We start from the raw sequence: 17,234 nt of genomic DNA on the forward strand, positions 1-17,234 counted from the left end.
TATACCAAAATGAGTATTTTATGTTACAATTCTTCTTTCATTACATAGACGGCGTATTGGCAGAATGGTATCATGCATCGGATTGCAAATCCGAACAACTCGGTTCGATTCCGGGATACGCCTTAACCAACTTCTCCTTATAAAAAATATTATATATCTGCCCAGATGGTGAAATTGGTATACACAAGGGACTTAAAATCCCTTGACCTACTTTGGTCGTGCGGGTTCGATCCCCGCTCTGGGTAATAAAAAGATGGACTTGTTATAAAATGAACATCTAAATTGAATAGATTCATTGGCGTTGGTTTAAATCGATTTTTATATTTTTATTGATACCTCTGTATCACGGAATCGATCGCTGTATATTTGTATCGAGGTTGCAATTATTAATTTACCTTTTAAATTCTCCTTGTTTTTTTTGATATTAATCGTTATGACAATGTTTTAAAAGATACAATTATCTCTGATTGAATCTATGTTTTTCCAAAAAATGATATATTTTCATCTGATTAAATAGCTTTCATAGAAGACATTATATGCGATTATATGGATTGTATCTATTTAAAAAAATACATTTTAAGATCTTTCAGATTCTTAGGACTTTCTTTTTTAAGAATACATTGCTTCCAGAAGATCCCGTCAAAACATTCAACTTGAATACCGAAGACCATTTCTTATATATATTACCTTACCATTCTACGATCAGCTTAAGCATTCTACAACATCAATGTAGTTTATCTAGATTATCAGATCCATTTAAATCAATTATAATCAACGGAAAAGAACTTCCTTCTTGTTTATTCATAAAAAACAAGGAGATTGATGATGATTCCTTTTGTTTAGATCGCGAGATCATTTCTATCATGCTCAAATCATATCTTCATCCCAGCATCATTCGTAGGAGACAAAAAATTCAAATATTATTTGTTTCGATCGTTTTTCACAAAATTTTTCATAAAAAAATTCGAGGGAACGGATTCTCTATGAAAACGATCATGGGAAGATTGTACGAAATTCTGTTTATAATCCTTTTTAAGAGAAGAAGTTGGACAAGGATATATTTGATCTCTTCCCTACAAGATCTATTTATAAAATCTTTAGAAGATCAAAAATCTGTTGAAAGAACGATTAAAGCAATGATGATGAAATATTTTAATGATGTATTTTTTACCGTTGGACCTAATAAATTTCTACACTATCATGAAATTTTTAGAAAAATGCGACTTGATCGTTCCATCACAAATTTGATCAAAAAAGAAGCAGAAAAAAAAATGGTTTCTGTAAAAAAAATTGAAAAATATATCATCTCTCTCATAAGAGAGATGATTAGCAATACGTCATCTAAAGCAATATATTTGACCGACATCATCTTAAAGTTTATCTTGGAAAAGATCTATAAAAATATTTACATTTATAACATAAACGATGTTTATAAAATTTCTAACACCAGAAATATACAGCTTATTTATGTACCATCTCATAAAAGTCATATGGACTACCTCGTTTTATCCTATATTCTTTACCAAAAGGGAATGATGGTTCCATACATCATTGCTGGAATAAACTTAAAATTTTGGCCAATAGGATTCTTGTTCAAAAAATTAGGTGCAGTATTTATTCATCGTTCTTTCAAAAAGAGCGAGATATATATCAGAGTATTTCAAAAATGTTTTGATCATTTAATGCTCTCTGGAAGATCTATTGAATACTTTATAGAGGGTGGAAGATCGAGAACTGGACTTCTGTTGTCTCCTAAAACTGGAATACTATCGACTATCATCAAATATATCTTAAAAAATCATTTAACCTGTCAAGAAATTGCAATTATTCCAGTTCATATAACCTATGATAAGATCATAGAATTGCCTGACTATATAAAAGAAGTGAAAAAAAGATCAATAAAAAAAGAAAGATTTTTGAATATTTTTCAAAAGGCTTTAAAGTTTTATCGGTTCAAATCACGGTTCAGCTATATCAATTTCGGAGATCCAATTTTGCTAAAAAATTCTTTACTTCGTAAAAATGATAAACCTGGTGTGATCCACCTAAAGAACGATTCTATTGTTCTCAACGAAGCTATTGAAGGGATGTCTATAGAAATCATGACTAGAATAAACGACTCCATTTCAGTGAATTCTGTAAATCTTTGCGCAATAGTTCTCTCATATATATCCAATACATCTGGAATAAAGGTTGAAACACTTACTTCGCAAGTGAAACTGTACCTTGATTTTCTTAGAAATGTTCCATACTCAAAAAGAGTGGTTGTACCAAAAAAAAATCCAAGAAAATTAGTGAAAGAATTCTTTATGATGCAAAAATTTCAAACTCTTATATCTCTGAAAGAGGATCACACGATCTTTTTGACAAAAGATATAGAGATGCTACAGTACTATAAGAACAACATTATACATCTTTTCATACTTCCATCGTTTATATCTAAAATTTTGCTGGTTTTTCAAAAGATAAAGATTGAAAAAATACATTATGAAGTCATATCGATTCTACCAATCATGAAAGATGAACTATTTTTAAATTATAAAATAGATAAAGTATCCCAATACGTGAATGACATAATCGAGGAGTTTGTTGTAAAGAAAATTATACTTATCAACTCTAAAAATCATGAGTTATGTCTAAACAAAAGAAAAACAGTATTTGTCAAATTATTTTCTCAGATAGCACAGGAGATATCTTATAAATATTTCATACTGTTGTTTTTTTTAAATTCAAAATCAAACTTCGATTTAAAACAAATAAAGCTATGGATCAGCATTTTTTTTTCTTATTCCTTTCGATCAGAAGACATAAAAAACATTATCCATATTTCTAACAGAAGATATTTTATTCAATTACTTAATATCTTATTTAAAAATGAATATTTGAAGAAAGAAGGAAACATAATATTGGTCTGTCAAAAGACCAAAAATCTATATCGAACTATATTTAACTTGATCCCAAGAGAAATTTATTCGGAGATGATGTATTTTAGATATTTTTTCTTTAAAAATTCGAAGTATCAAGAATAAATACATGTTGGAGATGAATTTTATGATTTTAACGATTGTAATCTATATAATTTAGTAGTATCCCCAAAAATAATATACATCCTACTAATCCATTGCTTAAGAACGCTTTAATATACGATTCAGGTTGATGATTACAGATGATTTTGTATTGGTAGATGAATACGAGAACAACCAAAAATAAACCAAGAAAATAAACTGACTTTAAATTTTTTTGAAATCCGAGGTAAATCAACATAATGATCATCAAAATTTGTAAAAAACAGATTGCTCTTTGATTAAAATTTGAGAAAAATATAGCTGTAGATTTTAGTCCGATCTTTAAATCATACTTTTTATCTACCATAGCATACTGTGTATCGTATATAACTGTCCAAACTATGTTGACCAAAAATAAGTTTAAGCACTCTGTACAAAAAAAACTGTTGTTTATCTCCAAAAAAATCATAGGGATGGATAGCCCTGTCGATATTCCAAGTACGATCTGTGGAAAATGATTGAACCTCTTAACCAAAGGGTAGACTATCGTCAAAATCATGGAAACCGAAGCTAACATTATAGATGCGTAACTCAGTTGAAAGGCTAAAAATACAGATATCGATGAAAATAAAAAAAATATGATTAGCGCTTCCTTTTCTTTAATTTCTTTTTTTGGAAACGGTCTATTCTTAGTTCTTTTCACAAGACCATCAAATTTCTTGTCCAGAAGATCATTTATTGTACAACCTGCTGATCGTACACTGAAAGTTCCAAAAATAAATATTAACAAGATACCTAAATCTGGCGTTCCTTTCTTTAACAGCCAAAAAGTCCATAATATAGGATATAAAAAAAGAAGAAAACCTATCGGATTATTAATTCTAGCGATTCGAAAATATATCTTAGCTTTGGTAATCAGAAAAATAATCATTCTTGACATATCAAATAAATCAATTCCTTTTTCTTTCTTCTTTATCGTAGAAGTTCTGTATAAAAGATTTTTAGATAACTAATTAATCGGTTATAACTAAAAATTTGAATGTTACTTAGGATTTCCAATTTTTATATAGATTGATTAAACCATTTGTAGAATGATCATGAAACTTAATTTGTTTATTTGAAGGACTAACAATTTCTGAAAAAATATGATTGGCTAATTTTTTTCCAGATTCTACTCCCCATTGATCAAAACTAAAGATATTTAAGATAACTCCTTGAGAAAACACCTTGTGTTCATACATTGAAACCAAAGCACCCATTGTATATGGGGTAATTTTTTTAATTAATATTGAGTTAGAAGGTCTATTTCCAAACAGAAATTTATGCGTATGAACGGAAGAAGTTAACTGTTCGTTTATTTTTTCTCTTTTAATATTGCCAAAAGCAAGTATTTCAGATTGCGCAAAAAAATTACTCATCAGATTGTCATGATGATTTTTTGCAACATTATTTAGTAAATCTCTTTCAAATCCTCTAACAGATCCTATAAAATCGCAAGGTACAACATTCGTTCCTTGATGTAATAGTTGATAAAAGGCATGCTGTCCGTCAATTCCCGAACTTCCCCAAACAATTGGACTACTCTTATAAGATATTTTTTGATGATTTCTATCAACGTTTTTTCCATTGGATTCCATACCAAGCTGCTGTAAATAAGACGGAAGAGTTCTTAAACAATAATTGTAAGGAAGAATAGCTACCGTTTCAAATTTAAAGAAATTACTATACCATATTTCTATTAAAGCCATAATTATCGGTATATTCCTTTCAAAATCATTATTATAAAAATGATGATCCATGGAGTTTGCTCCAATCAAAATTTTTTTAAAATTTGAGAAACCTATGGATAATACCACTGATAATCCGATTGCTGACCATACCGAATATCTTCCTCCAACCCAACTCCAAATTTTAAATATGTTTCTGGAATTTAATCCGAAAATCTTTGCTTCACCGACATTCATAGTAATAGCAATAAAATGATTCTCAATATTTCCTTGATTGTTTGTTTTTTTTAAAAACCACTTTTTTAAAGCATACGCATTCATGAGGGTTTCTTGGGTTCGAAAAGTTTTTGAAGAAATTAAAAACAATGTTGTTTCCGGATGAATTATTTTTAGGAGATTGTTAAAATTTTCTTGATCAATACTTGATAAGAAATGTATTCTTAAATGATTTCTATAAGATTCAAGAGCATGAACCATCATCTTTGGACCTAAATTAGATCCTCCGATTCCTACATTAACAATATCAGTTATCCTCTTTCCAGTATATCCTTTCCATAAACCGTTAATAATATTTTCACTAAAATTTTCCATGTTACTTAAAGATTCATCTATTTCCTTACGTATTCTTCGCAAAAAAATATTTTTAGCGTAGTCAATATTAGATATATTACCTCTTAAATATGTGTGAGAAACTTCTCTATTTTCCGTAACATTAATCTTTTCCCCATTAAACATACTATTTATTGCATCCTTTAAACATGTTTCTTTTGCAAGACCTATTAAATTTTTAAATACTCTTCTATTAATTCTATTCTTTGAATAATCTATTAGTATCTCATCATTAAAGTTAACAGAAAAATCTTTAAATCGATCTTTTTCATTCAGAAACATTTCTTTCATATGTATATTCTTAATGATCTCGTAATCTTGCTCCAATTTTTTCCAAGATTTTGTCTTTACAGGGTTTATATCTTTCATAAGAATGATCTCTTGATTAGCGTAAACATATTAAGTTTTAGACGAATCGTGGTCTGTTTTTAGTAAATATTTCATCGAATAAGAAATATTGTACTAAAAATCATTGTATTATTCGATGACGGATTATTTTTGATTTATATTCAATAACCATATCTTAAATTATAAAAGTAATCTTTTAATTAGTTCAACTCTAAAAATATAAGAATCAATAAAAATCTTTAAATATGTTTTAAACAATGATTCTTTGTATATCTGAAAATCCAATTGTTATAAATAAATCGTATAATTTTTTAATTTTATAGTCGAAACCGGTACAAAGGACTAAATTCTTACTTTTCCCATAAAAAATTTTGTTTTTTTGCTGTTTGTAAACAAAATTCAATAACTCGTTATAAATGCTTCTTTTAGAATCGATTAGATGTATACAGCTTGGAAAAGCCTCCTTGATTTCTGAAGAAATAAAAGAAAAATGAGTACATCCTAATATTATCGTATCCGGATTCTTATGATCAGAAAGATCAATCAGAATAGACTGAATTCTATTTTTTGAAACTGTTATTCCTCGAATTTTTTTTTCCGCAAGTTCCACAATTTCAGAAGAATAAATTGAATAAATTTCGTATTTTTTTGAATAGCGTTCTATTACATTACTCATATGTTCAACTGTTTTACGAGTGGCTAATAAGCATACGATGTTGTTTTTAGTAGAATGAACAGCTATATCCACTTCTGGAAAAGATCCTAAAATCATTTGATTTGGAAAAACTTTCTTTAATATACCTATGCTAGTGACACTAACAGTATTACATGCAAGAACAATTATTTCAAAAGATCTATTTTTTTGAATTTTATTAATTATTTTTATTACTCTGTTAATGATAAAAAGATCTTCCTTATCTCCGTACGGAAAAAATTTACTGTCAAATACATAAACATAATTTAAGCTTGGTAAATTATAAAACAAGTATTTGTAGATAGATAAACCACCTAATCCAGAGTCAAAAATTAACACATTAATTGGACGGTTGATATATTGCATTATATGAATTAATTAACGTTTAAAACTCTAACAATTATAACATTAAGTAGGATAATTAATTATAATGAACTGAATTCAATTCATTTTAGAACATCGATTTGATTTCAAAACATAAATTATATATAATATTTGATCTACAAGAGACGACCTAGGTTATTTAATAATTTCAAAACAATAGAAAATATGAGTAGAATATGTAAGGTAACCAAAAAAAAACCAATGAGAGGAAATCATCGTTCTCACGCAATGAATGCTACCAAACGTCGTTTCCTACCTAATTTGCATCACCATAGGTTTTGGATAGAGAAAGAAAAAAGATTCATCAGGTTACGTGTTTCGACAAAAGGAATTCGAATAATAGAGAAAAAAGGAATTGAACACATCTTAAAAAAGAATAAATAAAACATGGCAAAAAATTCAAGAAAAAAAATAAAGTTAATTTCCTCTTCGGGCACAGGCCATTTCTATACAACATCAAAGAATCAAAAGAACAATAATAAGAAATTATCAATAAAAAAATTTGATCCTATAATAAAAAAACATGTGTTATACGATGAAAAAAAGATTAAATAAACATTCTTAACAATTAGATAATTTAATTTTTTATTCTGAATAGATCTTTTAAAATTATTTTTATTTAAAAATTAACACTATTTTATAAAGTGTTATCAAGAAAATCTATATCCTCTATAAGAGAGCTATTTAACGAGATTATTCTCTAAATTATTCATAAAGTAATGAATAACTCCCTATCATCGACTAAAAATGTTCAATTCATACTGAACGAATCTTTTTATAAATTATTTTTATCAACTTTCCTCTGATAGAACTCGGTATAAATTTAGAAATATCTCCTCCATGATACGCTATCTCTTTGACTGAAGAAGACGAAATGAAAGAAAATTCATAGGAAGAGAATAAGAATACTGTTTCTATTTCTTTTGCAATTTTTTTATTCAGGTTAGCTAATTTCTCTTCGTATTCAAAATCAATAGCAGTTCTGACAGATCTTAATAGGATTTTTATTTTGTTGAATCTTGCAAAATCTGTTATCAGTCCATTGATACTCTTAACTTCAATATTTTTTATAGATTTGGTACTTCTTTTAACGAAAAATATTCTTTCTTCCAAGGAAAGAAGTGTTTTTTTTTATGTTATTTGGGATAGCAACGATAATTTTATCAAAAATATAAGAAGCGCGTACAATGATATCTAAATGACCTTTAGTAATTGGATCAAACGTTCCAGAATAAATTGCTATTTTATTTCTCATCTTTTAACCTTACTTACATGATATATTTTACATTAAATTGATTTTAAAAATATCCTATCTAATTCATTAAAAAAATCAACTTTTAAAAATATATTTAAAAAATTTATAATGCTATCCATGTTTTAAGAATTGGTTATTATTGAAAACTATTAAATAATTAATTCCTTTATAAATTTTATTTTTTTCATAAGATTTATGAAACATCATATCTTAAGGTTCAACATGAACAATTTAAAACTTTTTATAAAAAATCATTTTACTTTTCGATTCTACTGAACATTCTTAAAACAGAAAATTTTTACATATCTACAACCAAGTTAATTAAATTACAAATTCATCATTTCTATAAAAATTAAATTAAAATATTACTTTTATAAAAAGTACACATTGATTATAAATGACATATTAGCAACAAATTTTTCTGTCAATTAAACGATTTTACATTAGCAATTTCATCACGAAATGATAGGATAACTAATCTGCATAAATAAAAAATCAACAATTTAAAAATCATTTATTCTAAAAATACTTTATAATAATATAATCTACAGCTTATCTTACAAATTCTAAAAATTTAAAGTCACTAAAAATAAAGTAATTTCTGACAAAACATACAGTAAAACCTTATGACTAAATCTTCTATACATTCCTATAACTTTTTATTAAAATCCACTTTGAAACAAAATCGTTCAAAACTTTTTTAAAAAATTCATCTCGTCCGTAAAGATAAATGGTTATCTGTTTAAAAATAATAGAATGCTTACTTAAAATAAAACTTCTTAAAAATCTTATTTTATGAAGAACATAATCGTATTCCTCAGCAAGTATAAGTTAATTAGTTTAACATGGATCGCTCTGTTTCTCTCCTTCGTTTTTATTAGTCTATATCAATTTTTTTTGAGAATAAAAAATGTTGGAAATTATCAACTAATCCAATGGATCAATCAAAATAAAACGATTATCATCGATTTTAGAGACTATGATGATTTCTATAAAGAACACATAATTCATTCTATTCACTTCTCTAAGATAATTCCGCAAGAAGAAAATCAAGAAAAAATTAAAAATCTAAGAAATAAAACGATTACCATAATTACAAAAAATGGAACAGAAACTTTAAAACCAGCTAAAATAATGAGAAAATTGGTTCGTGAGGATATTTATGTGTTGATTCATGGGATTAACGGATGGAAAAAGGATTTATTACCGTTAATCAAAAAACAACTCTAAAATTTTATGAAAGTAATAAGATTTTTATTTTTTACAAAAATTTACTGTATACGTTAGGATATCTACAAAGCTTAATTAGAATAAAAAACACGCATGTTAAGATAAATTAACTTGTATCCAAAATATTCAATTATTTAACTAATCTCTCTACATATCAGAATATAAATTTCTACTTCAATAAATATATTAGAGTTCTTTAGAATCTTAAATATTTTTAAAATTACTAATAATATATTTGAAATGTTTAAAAATTTTCAAGAAATTATTTTCAACGTAAAACCTATTGATCTGATACGGCTATACAACTAAAATGTTTTATGTTGATTTGTAAAATATAAAATTTTCTTAAAAATCAAAAATACGTAAGTAATTTATAAGATTTTGGATCATACACAGAATTAAAATATTGTTACGATCATCAATGAAAGGATCTGATTGAATAGAATTTTTATGTTCTATCTTCGATCATTTCGATAAAATCATTAATATATAACATCAAACATTGTTTCTGATGAAATATTTTGATTCTTAAAATAACACGAAAAATGATAGAATAAGAATCTCAAAACGAAAAACCCAAATCTTGAGAAATCAATAATTTAAATTTCAACAATTCGAACACTATTAAAAAATAAGATATTAAACGTTTTTCAAATAATAAACAAATTTCTGACCGATCGTACTCAGAAAGTTAATACAAATGTTAAAGATAGATAGGTAGGATCTTATCGTATTTATTCATATAAATAGTTCGAATGATCTAAACGTAAAAACATAATCTGATTTTACATTATTTGTAAAATTTTTTGTTACTCTCAAGAATCTTATGCTTTAATTTAATATGAAATGGATAGAATAAAAACATAAAATCAATTTTTAGTTCATTATATAATAATGATGGATTTCTTTAAAAAGAAACAAGGATAATCTAGTATAACCAATATTCTTCATCGAAGATATTCTTACAAACAGTAAAAGCTTTAAAAATTTTCTTATATTTATATAAAATATTTTAACTTTTAAAAGGAAAATATTTTAAAAATAAAACAAAATTTCGTTAAAAATATTTCATCATAAAAAACACTATTAATATTCACAAGAATCTTGTATGAACGGACAATGTGATATTCTTTAAATCATGTATAAACTAATGATAAAAACTTCTTCATTTTTAGAAATATCGTTATAAATCTTACGTCAAAAATTATTTTGATCATCTGGGAGTACAATAAAAATGATATAAAAAATCTTCGATCAATTCGCATAAAAATACTGACGAACATTTAAGCAGTTACGATCATTTCTTTCAAAGAAATCTTATCTCATACAAAAGATTAATCTCCAATGCTCATCAATAAACGTAACGTATAGGATGAAACAAGATTTTCTCTAAAAGAACTGATGTTGAAATATTCCAAATCTTTAGAAATGTCTTTATACAAATTACATTGTCTTTTATTTTCAATATCTACTTTATAAAAAAAGATAATGAGCATCATTTAAAACTGAACTAATAAAAGTTAATTAAAAACAAAAAATTAAAATAATTAAAAAAAAGAATTCGAAATTTTAACTTTGCTTTTTTTTGTAGAAAAGAGAAAAAAAGAAAAATAAAAAATTTGAGAAGGTTGTTCATGTCTAAAAAAACTAAAAAATATATATTTGTATTAAATTGCGGAAGTTCTTCTTTAAAATTTGCAATTATTGACATTTTGAAAAAAGAGAAGATCTTTTCTGGAACAGTAGAATTCTTACATTCCAAAAAATCTCAAATAACCTTCAAAGATTGTACGAACGAAGAAAATAAAGTTATATTTCTTGAAAATTTGACGTATAAGAAATCAATTGAAGTTATATTTCAGAAATCACTAGAAAAAATAAAATGTCTCCAATCCATCCTAGGAATAGGACATAGAATAGTTCATGGAGGTGAAAAACTTCATCAATCTACGATAATTGACAAAAAAATCATAGAACAAATACGATCTTCAATTCCATTTGCTCCTCTCCACAACCCTTTTGGAATAATTGGTTTCCAAGAAATATCATCTATCTTTCCGCACTTGAAACATAAACAAGTAGCAGTCTTTGATACTGCATTTCATCATACGATTCCATCAGAATCCTATCTGTACGCTATTCCCTACGAATTATATAAAAAATATGGGATTAGAAGATATGGCGCACATGGAATTAGTTATCAATATGTATCTAAGAAATTTTCTAAAATCGTTAAAAAAGATCTAAAATATTTGAACATAATTGTCTGTCATCTTGGAAATGGTGGATCAATCGCCGCAATAGCAAATGGAAAATCGGTAGATACTTCTATGGGTCTGACTCCTTTAGAGGGTTTAATGATGGGAACAAGAAGTGGAGACATAGATCCTTCTATCATATTTTACCTATATGAAAATCTAAAAATGAACATAGGTCAAATAAGAGAAATTCTAACAAAAAAATCTGGAATATTAGGAATTACTCAAATTAATAATGATATGCGATATGTGGAAGATAATTATCACAAAGATACCAATGCAAATCGTGCTATGAAAATGTATTGTCATAGATTATCGAAATACATCGCATCATATTTTACTATGATGAATGATCATTTAGATGCAATCATATTTACAGGAGGAATTGGAGAAAATTCGGTCATGGTCAGAAAAATGACAATGGAAAAATTAAAATTATTCAACGTTCAATGTGATGAAGAAAAAAATGCAAACACTAAATTTGGAAAATGCGAAATGATTAGTAGTAAAAATAGTATTCCAGTATGGGTGATTCCAACAAATGAGGAAATTATCATCGCAGAAGAAACTTTTCGTCTGTTAGAAATAGAACAAACGTGACCATTATAATTTTTAGAAAGTATATCTTTTCAACGAAAGGAGTAAAATATTGAATACAATTATCTTAATTCCAGTTAACCCCTTAAGAGATCTGATTCATATCATGATGGGATTAGTTCATTCTTTGGAAAGAATAAAAAAGAGAGTATATTTCTTCGAACCAATTTTTGATGAAAAAAGAAGAAACGTTAATATCGAAAAATTTTTAAAATTTACTTCAAATAAATGTGCATATCAAAAAATTCAAAAAAAAATTATAGGTTCAGAAATTTTTGAAAAAGAAAAGATATTAGATGAAATAGTTGATATATATGAACTATTTACAAAAGATAAAGATCCCAATAAGATTTGTTTGATACTAGGAAATTATTTAAAAGATGAATATTATTTAAGTAAATTTATAAATTATGAAATATTGCAATTTACTTCAGCAAAGATCATCTTCTTAACATTTAACGATAACGGTTGTTATAAATTCGTATTAAAATATATCGAACATCTAAAAATTTCAAAAAAAGATATCTTCGGAATTATCAATTATTCTTCAAACTATCCTAAAAAACTTTCCAACAAAAAATTTTTAGACATCCTTTACAAGGAAAGGATTCAAGAGGAGAAACATCAAGAATTTAAGAAAAATTTTAAATATTTTTCTAAACATAGAATAATAGAGATTAAAAGGAACGTAGAGATGATTTCTATTAGGAGCATTGACATTTCAAATTATCTTAAGAGCAACGTACTAAACCGTGGTGAAATAAATACAAGAAGAATAAGTTCTATCATGGTTGGAAAAAGAAAAATATTCAACGATGAATTTGATCAAATCCCGAATGAAACATTAATATTTTCAAGTTCAAACGATCTTACGACAATAACATCGGTTTATCTTCTAATTTTAGAAGGAAACTTAAAGGTTAGTACATTGTTGATTACAGATGGACTCGATATTGATAGGAACTTGTATAATCATCTACATCGCCTATTTTACAATACTTATCTACCTGTACTAATTGTCGAAGAAAATTTACTTGAAATTACGATCAAGTTACGTGAATTCGATTTTATGAGATATCATCAAGATATTCATCAACTTAAAAAAATTAGAAATTATGTATCAACTCATTTCAAAAAAGGTTGGATCGAATCTCTTATTAAAAAAGAAAAGAGACATGATTCCATCTCGCTAAAACTTCGGGAAAATATCTCTTCAACAATATTCCGTCACAAATTAATTAATTTAGCTAAAAAAAATAAGAGAACGATCGTCCTACCGGAAGGAGAATCTTATAAAATCATTCAAGCGGCTTCTATATGTGAAAAACGTGGCATAGCGAACTGTATTTTGATCGGAGACCCAAAAAAAATACAAAAGATCGCTATTTCATACGATATCAATTTAAAAGATATCAAAATAATCGATCCAAAACTCATTTACCATAAATACATAGATACGTTAGTTGCATCGAGAAAAAAGAAAGGAATGAATCATTCTATTGCTTCTCAACAATTAAGTAAAAACAACATATTATTAGCAACCATGATGTTACATGAAAATGAAGTAGATGGATTAGTTTCCGGAATAGTTAACACTACAGCAGATACTATCCGTCCAGCTCTACAGATAATTAAGACAAAACCGGAAAGTTCGATCATCTCTTCCATATTCTTTATGTTATTCCCGGAAAGAACCATAATATTTGGAGACTGTGCTATCAACGTAAATCCGAATTCGGAAGAACTATCTGAAATTGCTATCCAATCAGCAGATTCCGCTATAAAATTCGGAATAATACCTAAGATAGCTATGGTATCATATTCCACAGGATATTCTGCAGAAGGAAAGAGTGTTGAAAAAGTTAGATCAGCAGTCGAAATCGTCAGAAAAAAAAGGCCAGAACTTATAGTGGATGGACCAATTCAATATGATGCAGCTATCTCCGAACAAGTTGCTAATCAGAAATCTCCCGACTCCAACCTATCCGGAAAGGCCACAATATTTATTTTTCCAAATTTAGATACGGGTAATGTAGTATACAAAGCCGTTCAAAGAGCAGCGAATCTAACTTCTGTAGGACCTGTATTACAAGGTATAAGGAAACCGGTCAACGATCTATCCAGGGGATCTTCGATTAAAGATATTGTTTATACGATCGCAGCAACGTCTATTCAGTCAAGCAGATAAATTAATTTTTCGAATATCTTGAAGAGTGTTCTAAAAATATCCCAAACTGATCTAAAATTCGAAAAACGACCTGATCTACGATATCTGATATACAGTTCGGTTTTCTATAGAAAGACGGTATTAACGGAAATATAGTAGAACCCATCCTACAGAGTTCTTCCATCAAATTGATGTGTCCTAAATGAAACGGAGTTTCCCGAATACATAACACTAATCTTCTCCTCTCCTTCAATACAACGTCAGCAGCACGAACCATCAAAGAATCATTATAACTATTTTTGATTCCTGATAACGTTTTTATCGAACAAGGAACAATAATCATTCCTGATGTAATGAAAGAACCTGAAGATACAGAAGAAGATTGATCCACATTATTGTGAACAAAGTTCGCTTTCTTATGAATTTGATCGATCGAATAATCTGTCTCTATCTTAATAACCTGTTCTGCAGACTGACTCATTATCAAATGTATTTCAAATACACCTAGCGATTGCATCACATCTAATAGACGTATCCCATAGATTACGCCACTTGCTCCCGTCAATCCGATTATAATTCTTTTTTTACTCATATTAAAAGTATCAAAAAAAGATAATAAAGCATAAGAAATATATTAAAAGTACGAAAATTTCTTAAAATCTTCACAACCTTATTCTCTACCGAAAATCTTTAGATATTCAGAAACAATATAAAAAGATCCGAAAATCAACAATATATTTCTTCCGACATCCTTTATGACTGATTCATAAGCATTTAAAAAATTCTCATACTCGATAGAATCGATCATATATTTAGATAACTCCTTAGACGAAAGACCCCTCTCATCTTGAATATTGGAAACGAAATTCCATTGATATATCTTATCCTTCAGTTCTGATAGAATCTTTTCTATATCCTTATCCGATAGAATGGAAACTATAGCATATATTCTTTTCCCACAATACTGAATATGATCTAACTTCTTCGACAAACACCTTGCAGCATGTGCGTTATGAGCAACGTCCAGAATAATCAAAGGACCTTCTTTTTCAGAACCAATAACTTGGAATCTTCCAGGTAATCTAGAAAGTGAAATTCCATTTCTTATATGTTCATCTTTTATTTTTCTTCGAATTTTAACGCAGTTCTTTTTCGATACGTATATAGCTGCTAATCCAGAAGCAACATTTATCATAGGAATACTCGTAGAAATAGGTAAATTACGAACGATATATTTTTCAGATTTCCATTTCCAGCCTGTTTCATCCGAATCAAAGATCCAATTTTTACGATATATGAATAAATGAGTTGTTAATCTTCGCGCCTCTATTCTAATCGAACTCGGAACATTATCTTCTCCAATAACTGCAGTTTGACCTGATCGAAAAATTCCACATTTTTGATATCCGACTTGTTCCCTATCGTTTCCGAGTAGGATATTATGATCTATGGAGATATTAACAATTACTGAAATATCTGCATCAATTATATTTGTTGCATCCAACCTTCCGCCACATCCTACTTCCAATACGACAATATCTAAATGACTACTTTTGAATATTTTCAACGCCGCCAACGTAGAATACTCAAATTCCGTCAAAGTAATGTTCTCTCCTCTATTTTTTTCTACATCATAAAATGCTTTACAAAGTTCTTCACTAGAAATATCTTTACCGAAAATTCTGATCCTCTCTGTATAAGAGATCAGATGTGGGGAACTATAAACCCCAACTTTCAAACCAGAACAGATTAAGATGTTTTCTATAACATTACAGGTCGTACCTTTCCCGTTAGTCCCAGAAACGATGATAACAAAGGGAGCTGGACGAAGTAACTTCATATCATCTGCTACTTTTCTGATTCTATCCAAACTCATATCAATCTTATTTATATGTTGACAACGAATGTAAGATATCCAATGATCCAGGGAAAAATTTTTGATATCCATTATTATCTCATATTTAAATAAATAAAATTATGTTATCTCGACAATCTAAATAAACAATTAACGACCAGTTAACATGGACAATATGTTGTAAACTCTTTCTCTTATCTCTGATCTGTTTACGATCATATCAATTGCTCCATTTTTCAAATGAAATTCGCTTCTTTGAAAATTTTGTGGTAACTCTTTTCCAAGGGTATGTTTAATAACTCTCGGTCCAGTGAACCCAATGAGAGCTTTTGGTTCAGCGATGTTAATGTCCCCTAACATTGCGATACTTGCAGATACTCCTCCCATCGTTGGATTAGTTAATATAGAGATGTATGGCAATCTTTTCTTTTTCATCTTTTTTAAAGATGCACTAGTTCTAGCCATTTGCATCAGAGAAACGAACGATTCTTGCATTCTTGCTCCTCCGCTAGAAAAAAAACATACCAAAGGACAATTATCTCTAACAGATGTTTCAACCGCTATGATAAAACGAGAACCCACCGTAGATCCCATGGATCCTCCCATAAATAAAAACTCGAACGCGGCTGATACAATCGGCATACCGTACAATTCACCTTTCATAACGACCAAAGCATCGTTTTCTCGAGATTTTTTTTCAGATTCTTGCAATCTATCGATATATTTTTTTACATCACAAAAGTTAAAAACATCCCTTGTATTTATTCGTTGTCCTAATTCTACAGATTTAGATTGATCTAAAAAAGTACGCAATCTTGTTCTAGCAGGAATGTACATGTGGAAATTGCAATTCTTACAGACGAACAAATTTTCTTCCAATTCTTTTTTATATAAAATTCGATTGCAATCGTCACATTTTATCCATATCCCTTTAGGAAAATTATTTTTCTGTTTTGTTCGGACAATATTGTTTTTCTCGAATATCTTTTCAATCCAGTTCATATTTTATAAAAATAAAACTCTATACATCATCAAAAAGTTAAAATAAAGCATATTCATTAAATTTAGAAGTTAATCGATATTTAAATAAAAATATCACACTTTA

12 protein-coding genes, 2 tRNA genes and 1 pseudogene are annotated in these 17,234 nt (G+C 27.9%); 8 read left to right on the forward strand and 7 right to left on the reverse strand.

The window, feature by feature from the left end:
• The first annotated feature begins 50 nt into the window (after positions 1-50).
• From AOQ87_RS00355 to AOQ87_RS00365, 3 genes are all read left to right on the forward strand, one after another.
• Positions 51-123 (forward strand) — tRNA-Cys (locus AOQ87_RS00355).
• Positions 124-159: 36 nt separating this feature from the next.
• Positions 160-245 (forward strand) — tRNA-Leu (locus AOQ87_RS00360).
• A 291-nt stretch (positions 246-536) separates the two neighbouring features.
• Entirely contained in the window at positions 537-3,029 is a 2,493-nt protein-coding gene (locus AOQ87_RS00365) for a 1-acyl-sn-glycerol-3-phosphate acyltransferase (protein ID WP_080626454.1), read from the forward strand.
• Between the two features lie 28 nt (positions 3,030-3,057).
• On the opposite strand, the gene ubiA is transcribed toward AOQ87_RS00365, so the two are convergent.
• The 3 genes from ubiA to murI form a co-directional block, all read right to left on the reverse strand.
• The gene (ubiA, locus tag AOQ87_RS00370; RefSeq protein ID WP_080626455.1) at positions 3,058-3,945 is read right to left on the reverse strand and encodes a 4-hydroxybenzoate octaprenyltransferase; all 888 of its coding nucleotides are present in this window, start codon (positions 3,943-3,945) and stop codon (positions 3,058-3,060) included.
• A gap of 106 nt (positions 3,946-4,051) precedes the next feature.
• A complete protein-coding gene (pgi, locus tag AOQ87_RS00375; protein ID WP_039719563.1) occupies positions 4,052-5,710 on the reverse strand; it encodes a glucose-6-phosphate isomerase in 1,659 nt (552 codons plus the stop codon).
• Positions 5,711-5,939: 229 nt separating this feature from the next.
• A complete protein-coding gene (murI, locus tag AOQ87_RS00380) occupies positions 5,940-6,749 on the reverse strand; it encodes a glutamate racemase (RefSeq protein WP_080626456.1) in 810 nt (269 codons plus the stop codon).
• A 183-nt stretch (positions 6,750-6,932) separates the two neighbouring features.
• Between murI and rpmB the strand changes: the two genes are divergently transcribed.
• Complete coding sequence (gene rpmB, locus AOQ87_RS00385; protein ID WP_039719562.1) at positions 6,933-7,151, forward strand: 50S ribosomal protein L28; 219 nt, start codon at positions 6,933-6,935, stop codon at positions 7,149-7,151.
• Positions 7,152-7,154: 3 nt separating this feature from the next.
• Positions 7,155-7,322 (forward strand): 50S ribosomal protein L33, encoded by a 168-nt coding sequence (gene rpmG, locus AOQ87_RS00390; protein WP_039719561.1) that lies wholly within the window; start codon positions 7,155-7,157, stop codon positions 7,320-7,322.
• 201 nt (positions 7,323-7,523) lie between these two features.
• Here rpmG and coaD read toward each other — a convergent pair.
• Positions 7,524-8,022 (reverse strand): annotated as a pseudogene (gene coaD / locus AOQ87_RS00395) (pantetheine-phosphate adenylyltransferase).
• Between the two features lie 897 nt (positions 8,023-8,919).
• On the opposite strand from coaD, the gene AOQ87_RS00400 reads away from it, so the two are divergent.
• The 3 genes from AOQ87_RS00400 (at position 8,920) to pta (ending at position 14,295) form a co-directional block, all read left to right on the forward strand.
• Positions 8,920-9,252 carry a rhodanese-like domain-containing protein gene (locus AOQ87_RS00400; protein WP_158000735.1) on the forward strand — a complete coding sequence of 111 codons (333 nt, stop codon included), beginning with the start codon at positions 8,920-8,922 and terminating at the stop codon, positions 9,250-9,252.
• Between the two features lie 1,634 nt (positions 9,253-10,886).
• Positions 10,887-12,110 (forward strand): acetate kinase, encoded by a 1,224-nt coding sequence (locus AOQ87_RS00405; protein ID WP_080626457.1) that lies wholly within the window; start codon positions 10,887-10,889, stop codon positions 12,108-12,110.
• Between the two features lie 49 nt (positions 12,111-12,159).
• Positions 12,160-14,295, forward strand: coding sequence for a phosphate acetyltransferase (gene pta, locus AOQ87_RS00410; protein WP_185751054.1), 2,136 nt, complete (start codon positions 12,160-12,162; stop codon positions 14,293-14,295).
• A 1-nt stretch (position 14,296) separates the two neighbouring features.
• Here pta and AOQ87_RS00415 read toward each other — a convergent pair whose 3' ends face one another.
• The 3 genes from AOQ87_RS00415 to accD all read right to left on the reverse strand — a co-directional run bounded on the left by AOQ87_RS00415 (position 14,297) and on the right by accD (position 17,131).
• Positions 14,297-14,866, reverse strand: coding sequence for a UbiX family flavin prenyltransferase (locus tag AOQ87_RS00415; protein WP_039719557.1), 570 nt, complete (start codon positions 14,864-14,866; stop codon positions 14,297-14,299).
• A 78-nt stretch (positions 14,867-14,944) separates the two neighbouring features.
• Positions 14,945-16,222, reverse strand: coding sequence for a bifunctional tetrahydrofolate synthase/dihydrofolate synthase (gene folC / locus AOQ87_RS00420; protein WP_080626459.1), 1,278 nt, complete (start codon positions 16,220-16,222; stop codon positions 14,945-14,947).
• Between the two features lie 57 nt (positions 16,223-16,279).
• Positions 16,280-17,131, reverse strand: coding sequence for an acetyl-CoA carboxylase, carboxyltransferase subunit beta (accD, locus tag AOQ87_RS00425; protein WP_080626460.1), 852 nt, complete (start codon positions 17,129-17,131; stop codon positions 16,280-16,282).
• Positions 17,132-17,234 lie beyond the last annotated feature (103 nt).

The sequence above is a fragment of the Candidatus Riesia pediculischaeffi genome (assembly GCF_002073895.1).
Classification (GTDB): Bacteria; Pseudomonadota; Gammaproteobacteria; order Enterobacterales; family Enterobacteriaceae; genus Riesia; species Riesia pediculischaeffi.

Coding starts and splice junctions, on each gene's coding strand:
- AOQ87_RS00365 (WP_080626454.1), top strand. CDS start 537: ATGCGATTATATGGATTGTATCTATTTAAAAAAATACATTTTAAGATC.
- pgi (WP_039719563.1), bottom strand. CDS start 5,710: ATGAAAGATATAAACCCTGTAAAGACAAAATCTTGGAAAAAATTGGAG.
- accD (WP_080626460.1), bottom strand. CDS start 17,131: ATGAACTGGATTGAAAAGATATTCGAGAAAAACAATATTGTCCGAACA.
- AOQ87_RS00405 (WP_080626457.1), top strand. CDS start 10,887: ATGTCTAAAAAAACTAAAAAATATATATTTGTATTAAATTGCGGAAGT.
- rpmG (WP_039719561.1), top strand. CDS start 7,155: ATGGCAAAAAATTCAAGAAAAAAAATAAAGTTAATTTCCTCTTCGGGC.
- murI (WP_080626456.1), bottom strand. CDS start 6,749: ATGCAATATATCAACCGTCCAATTAATGTGTTAATTTTTGACTCTGGA.
- ubiA (WP_080626455.1), bottom strand. CDS start 3,945: ATGTCAAGAATGATTATTTTTCTGATTACCAAAGCTAAGATATATTTT.
- folC (WP_080626459.1), bottom strand. CDS start 16,222: ATGGATATCAAAAATTTTTCCCTGGATCATTGGATATCTTACATTCGT.
- AOQ87_RS00415 (WP_039719557.1), bottom strand. CDS start 14,866: ATGAGTAAAAAAAGAATTATAATCGGATTGACGGGAGCAAGTGGCGTA.
- rpmB (WP_039719562.1), top strand. CDS start 6,933: ATGAGTAGAATATGTAAGGTAACCAAAAAAAAACCAATGAGAGGAAAT.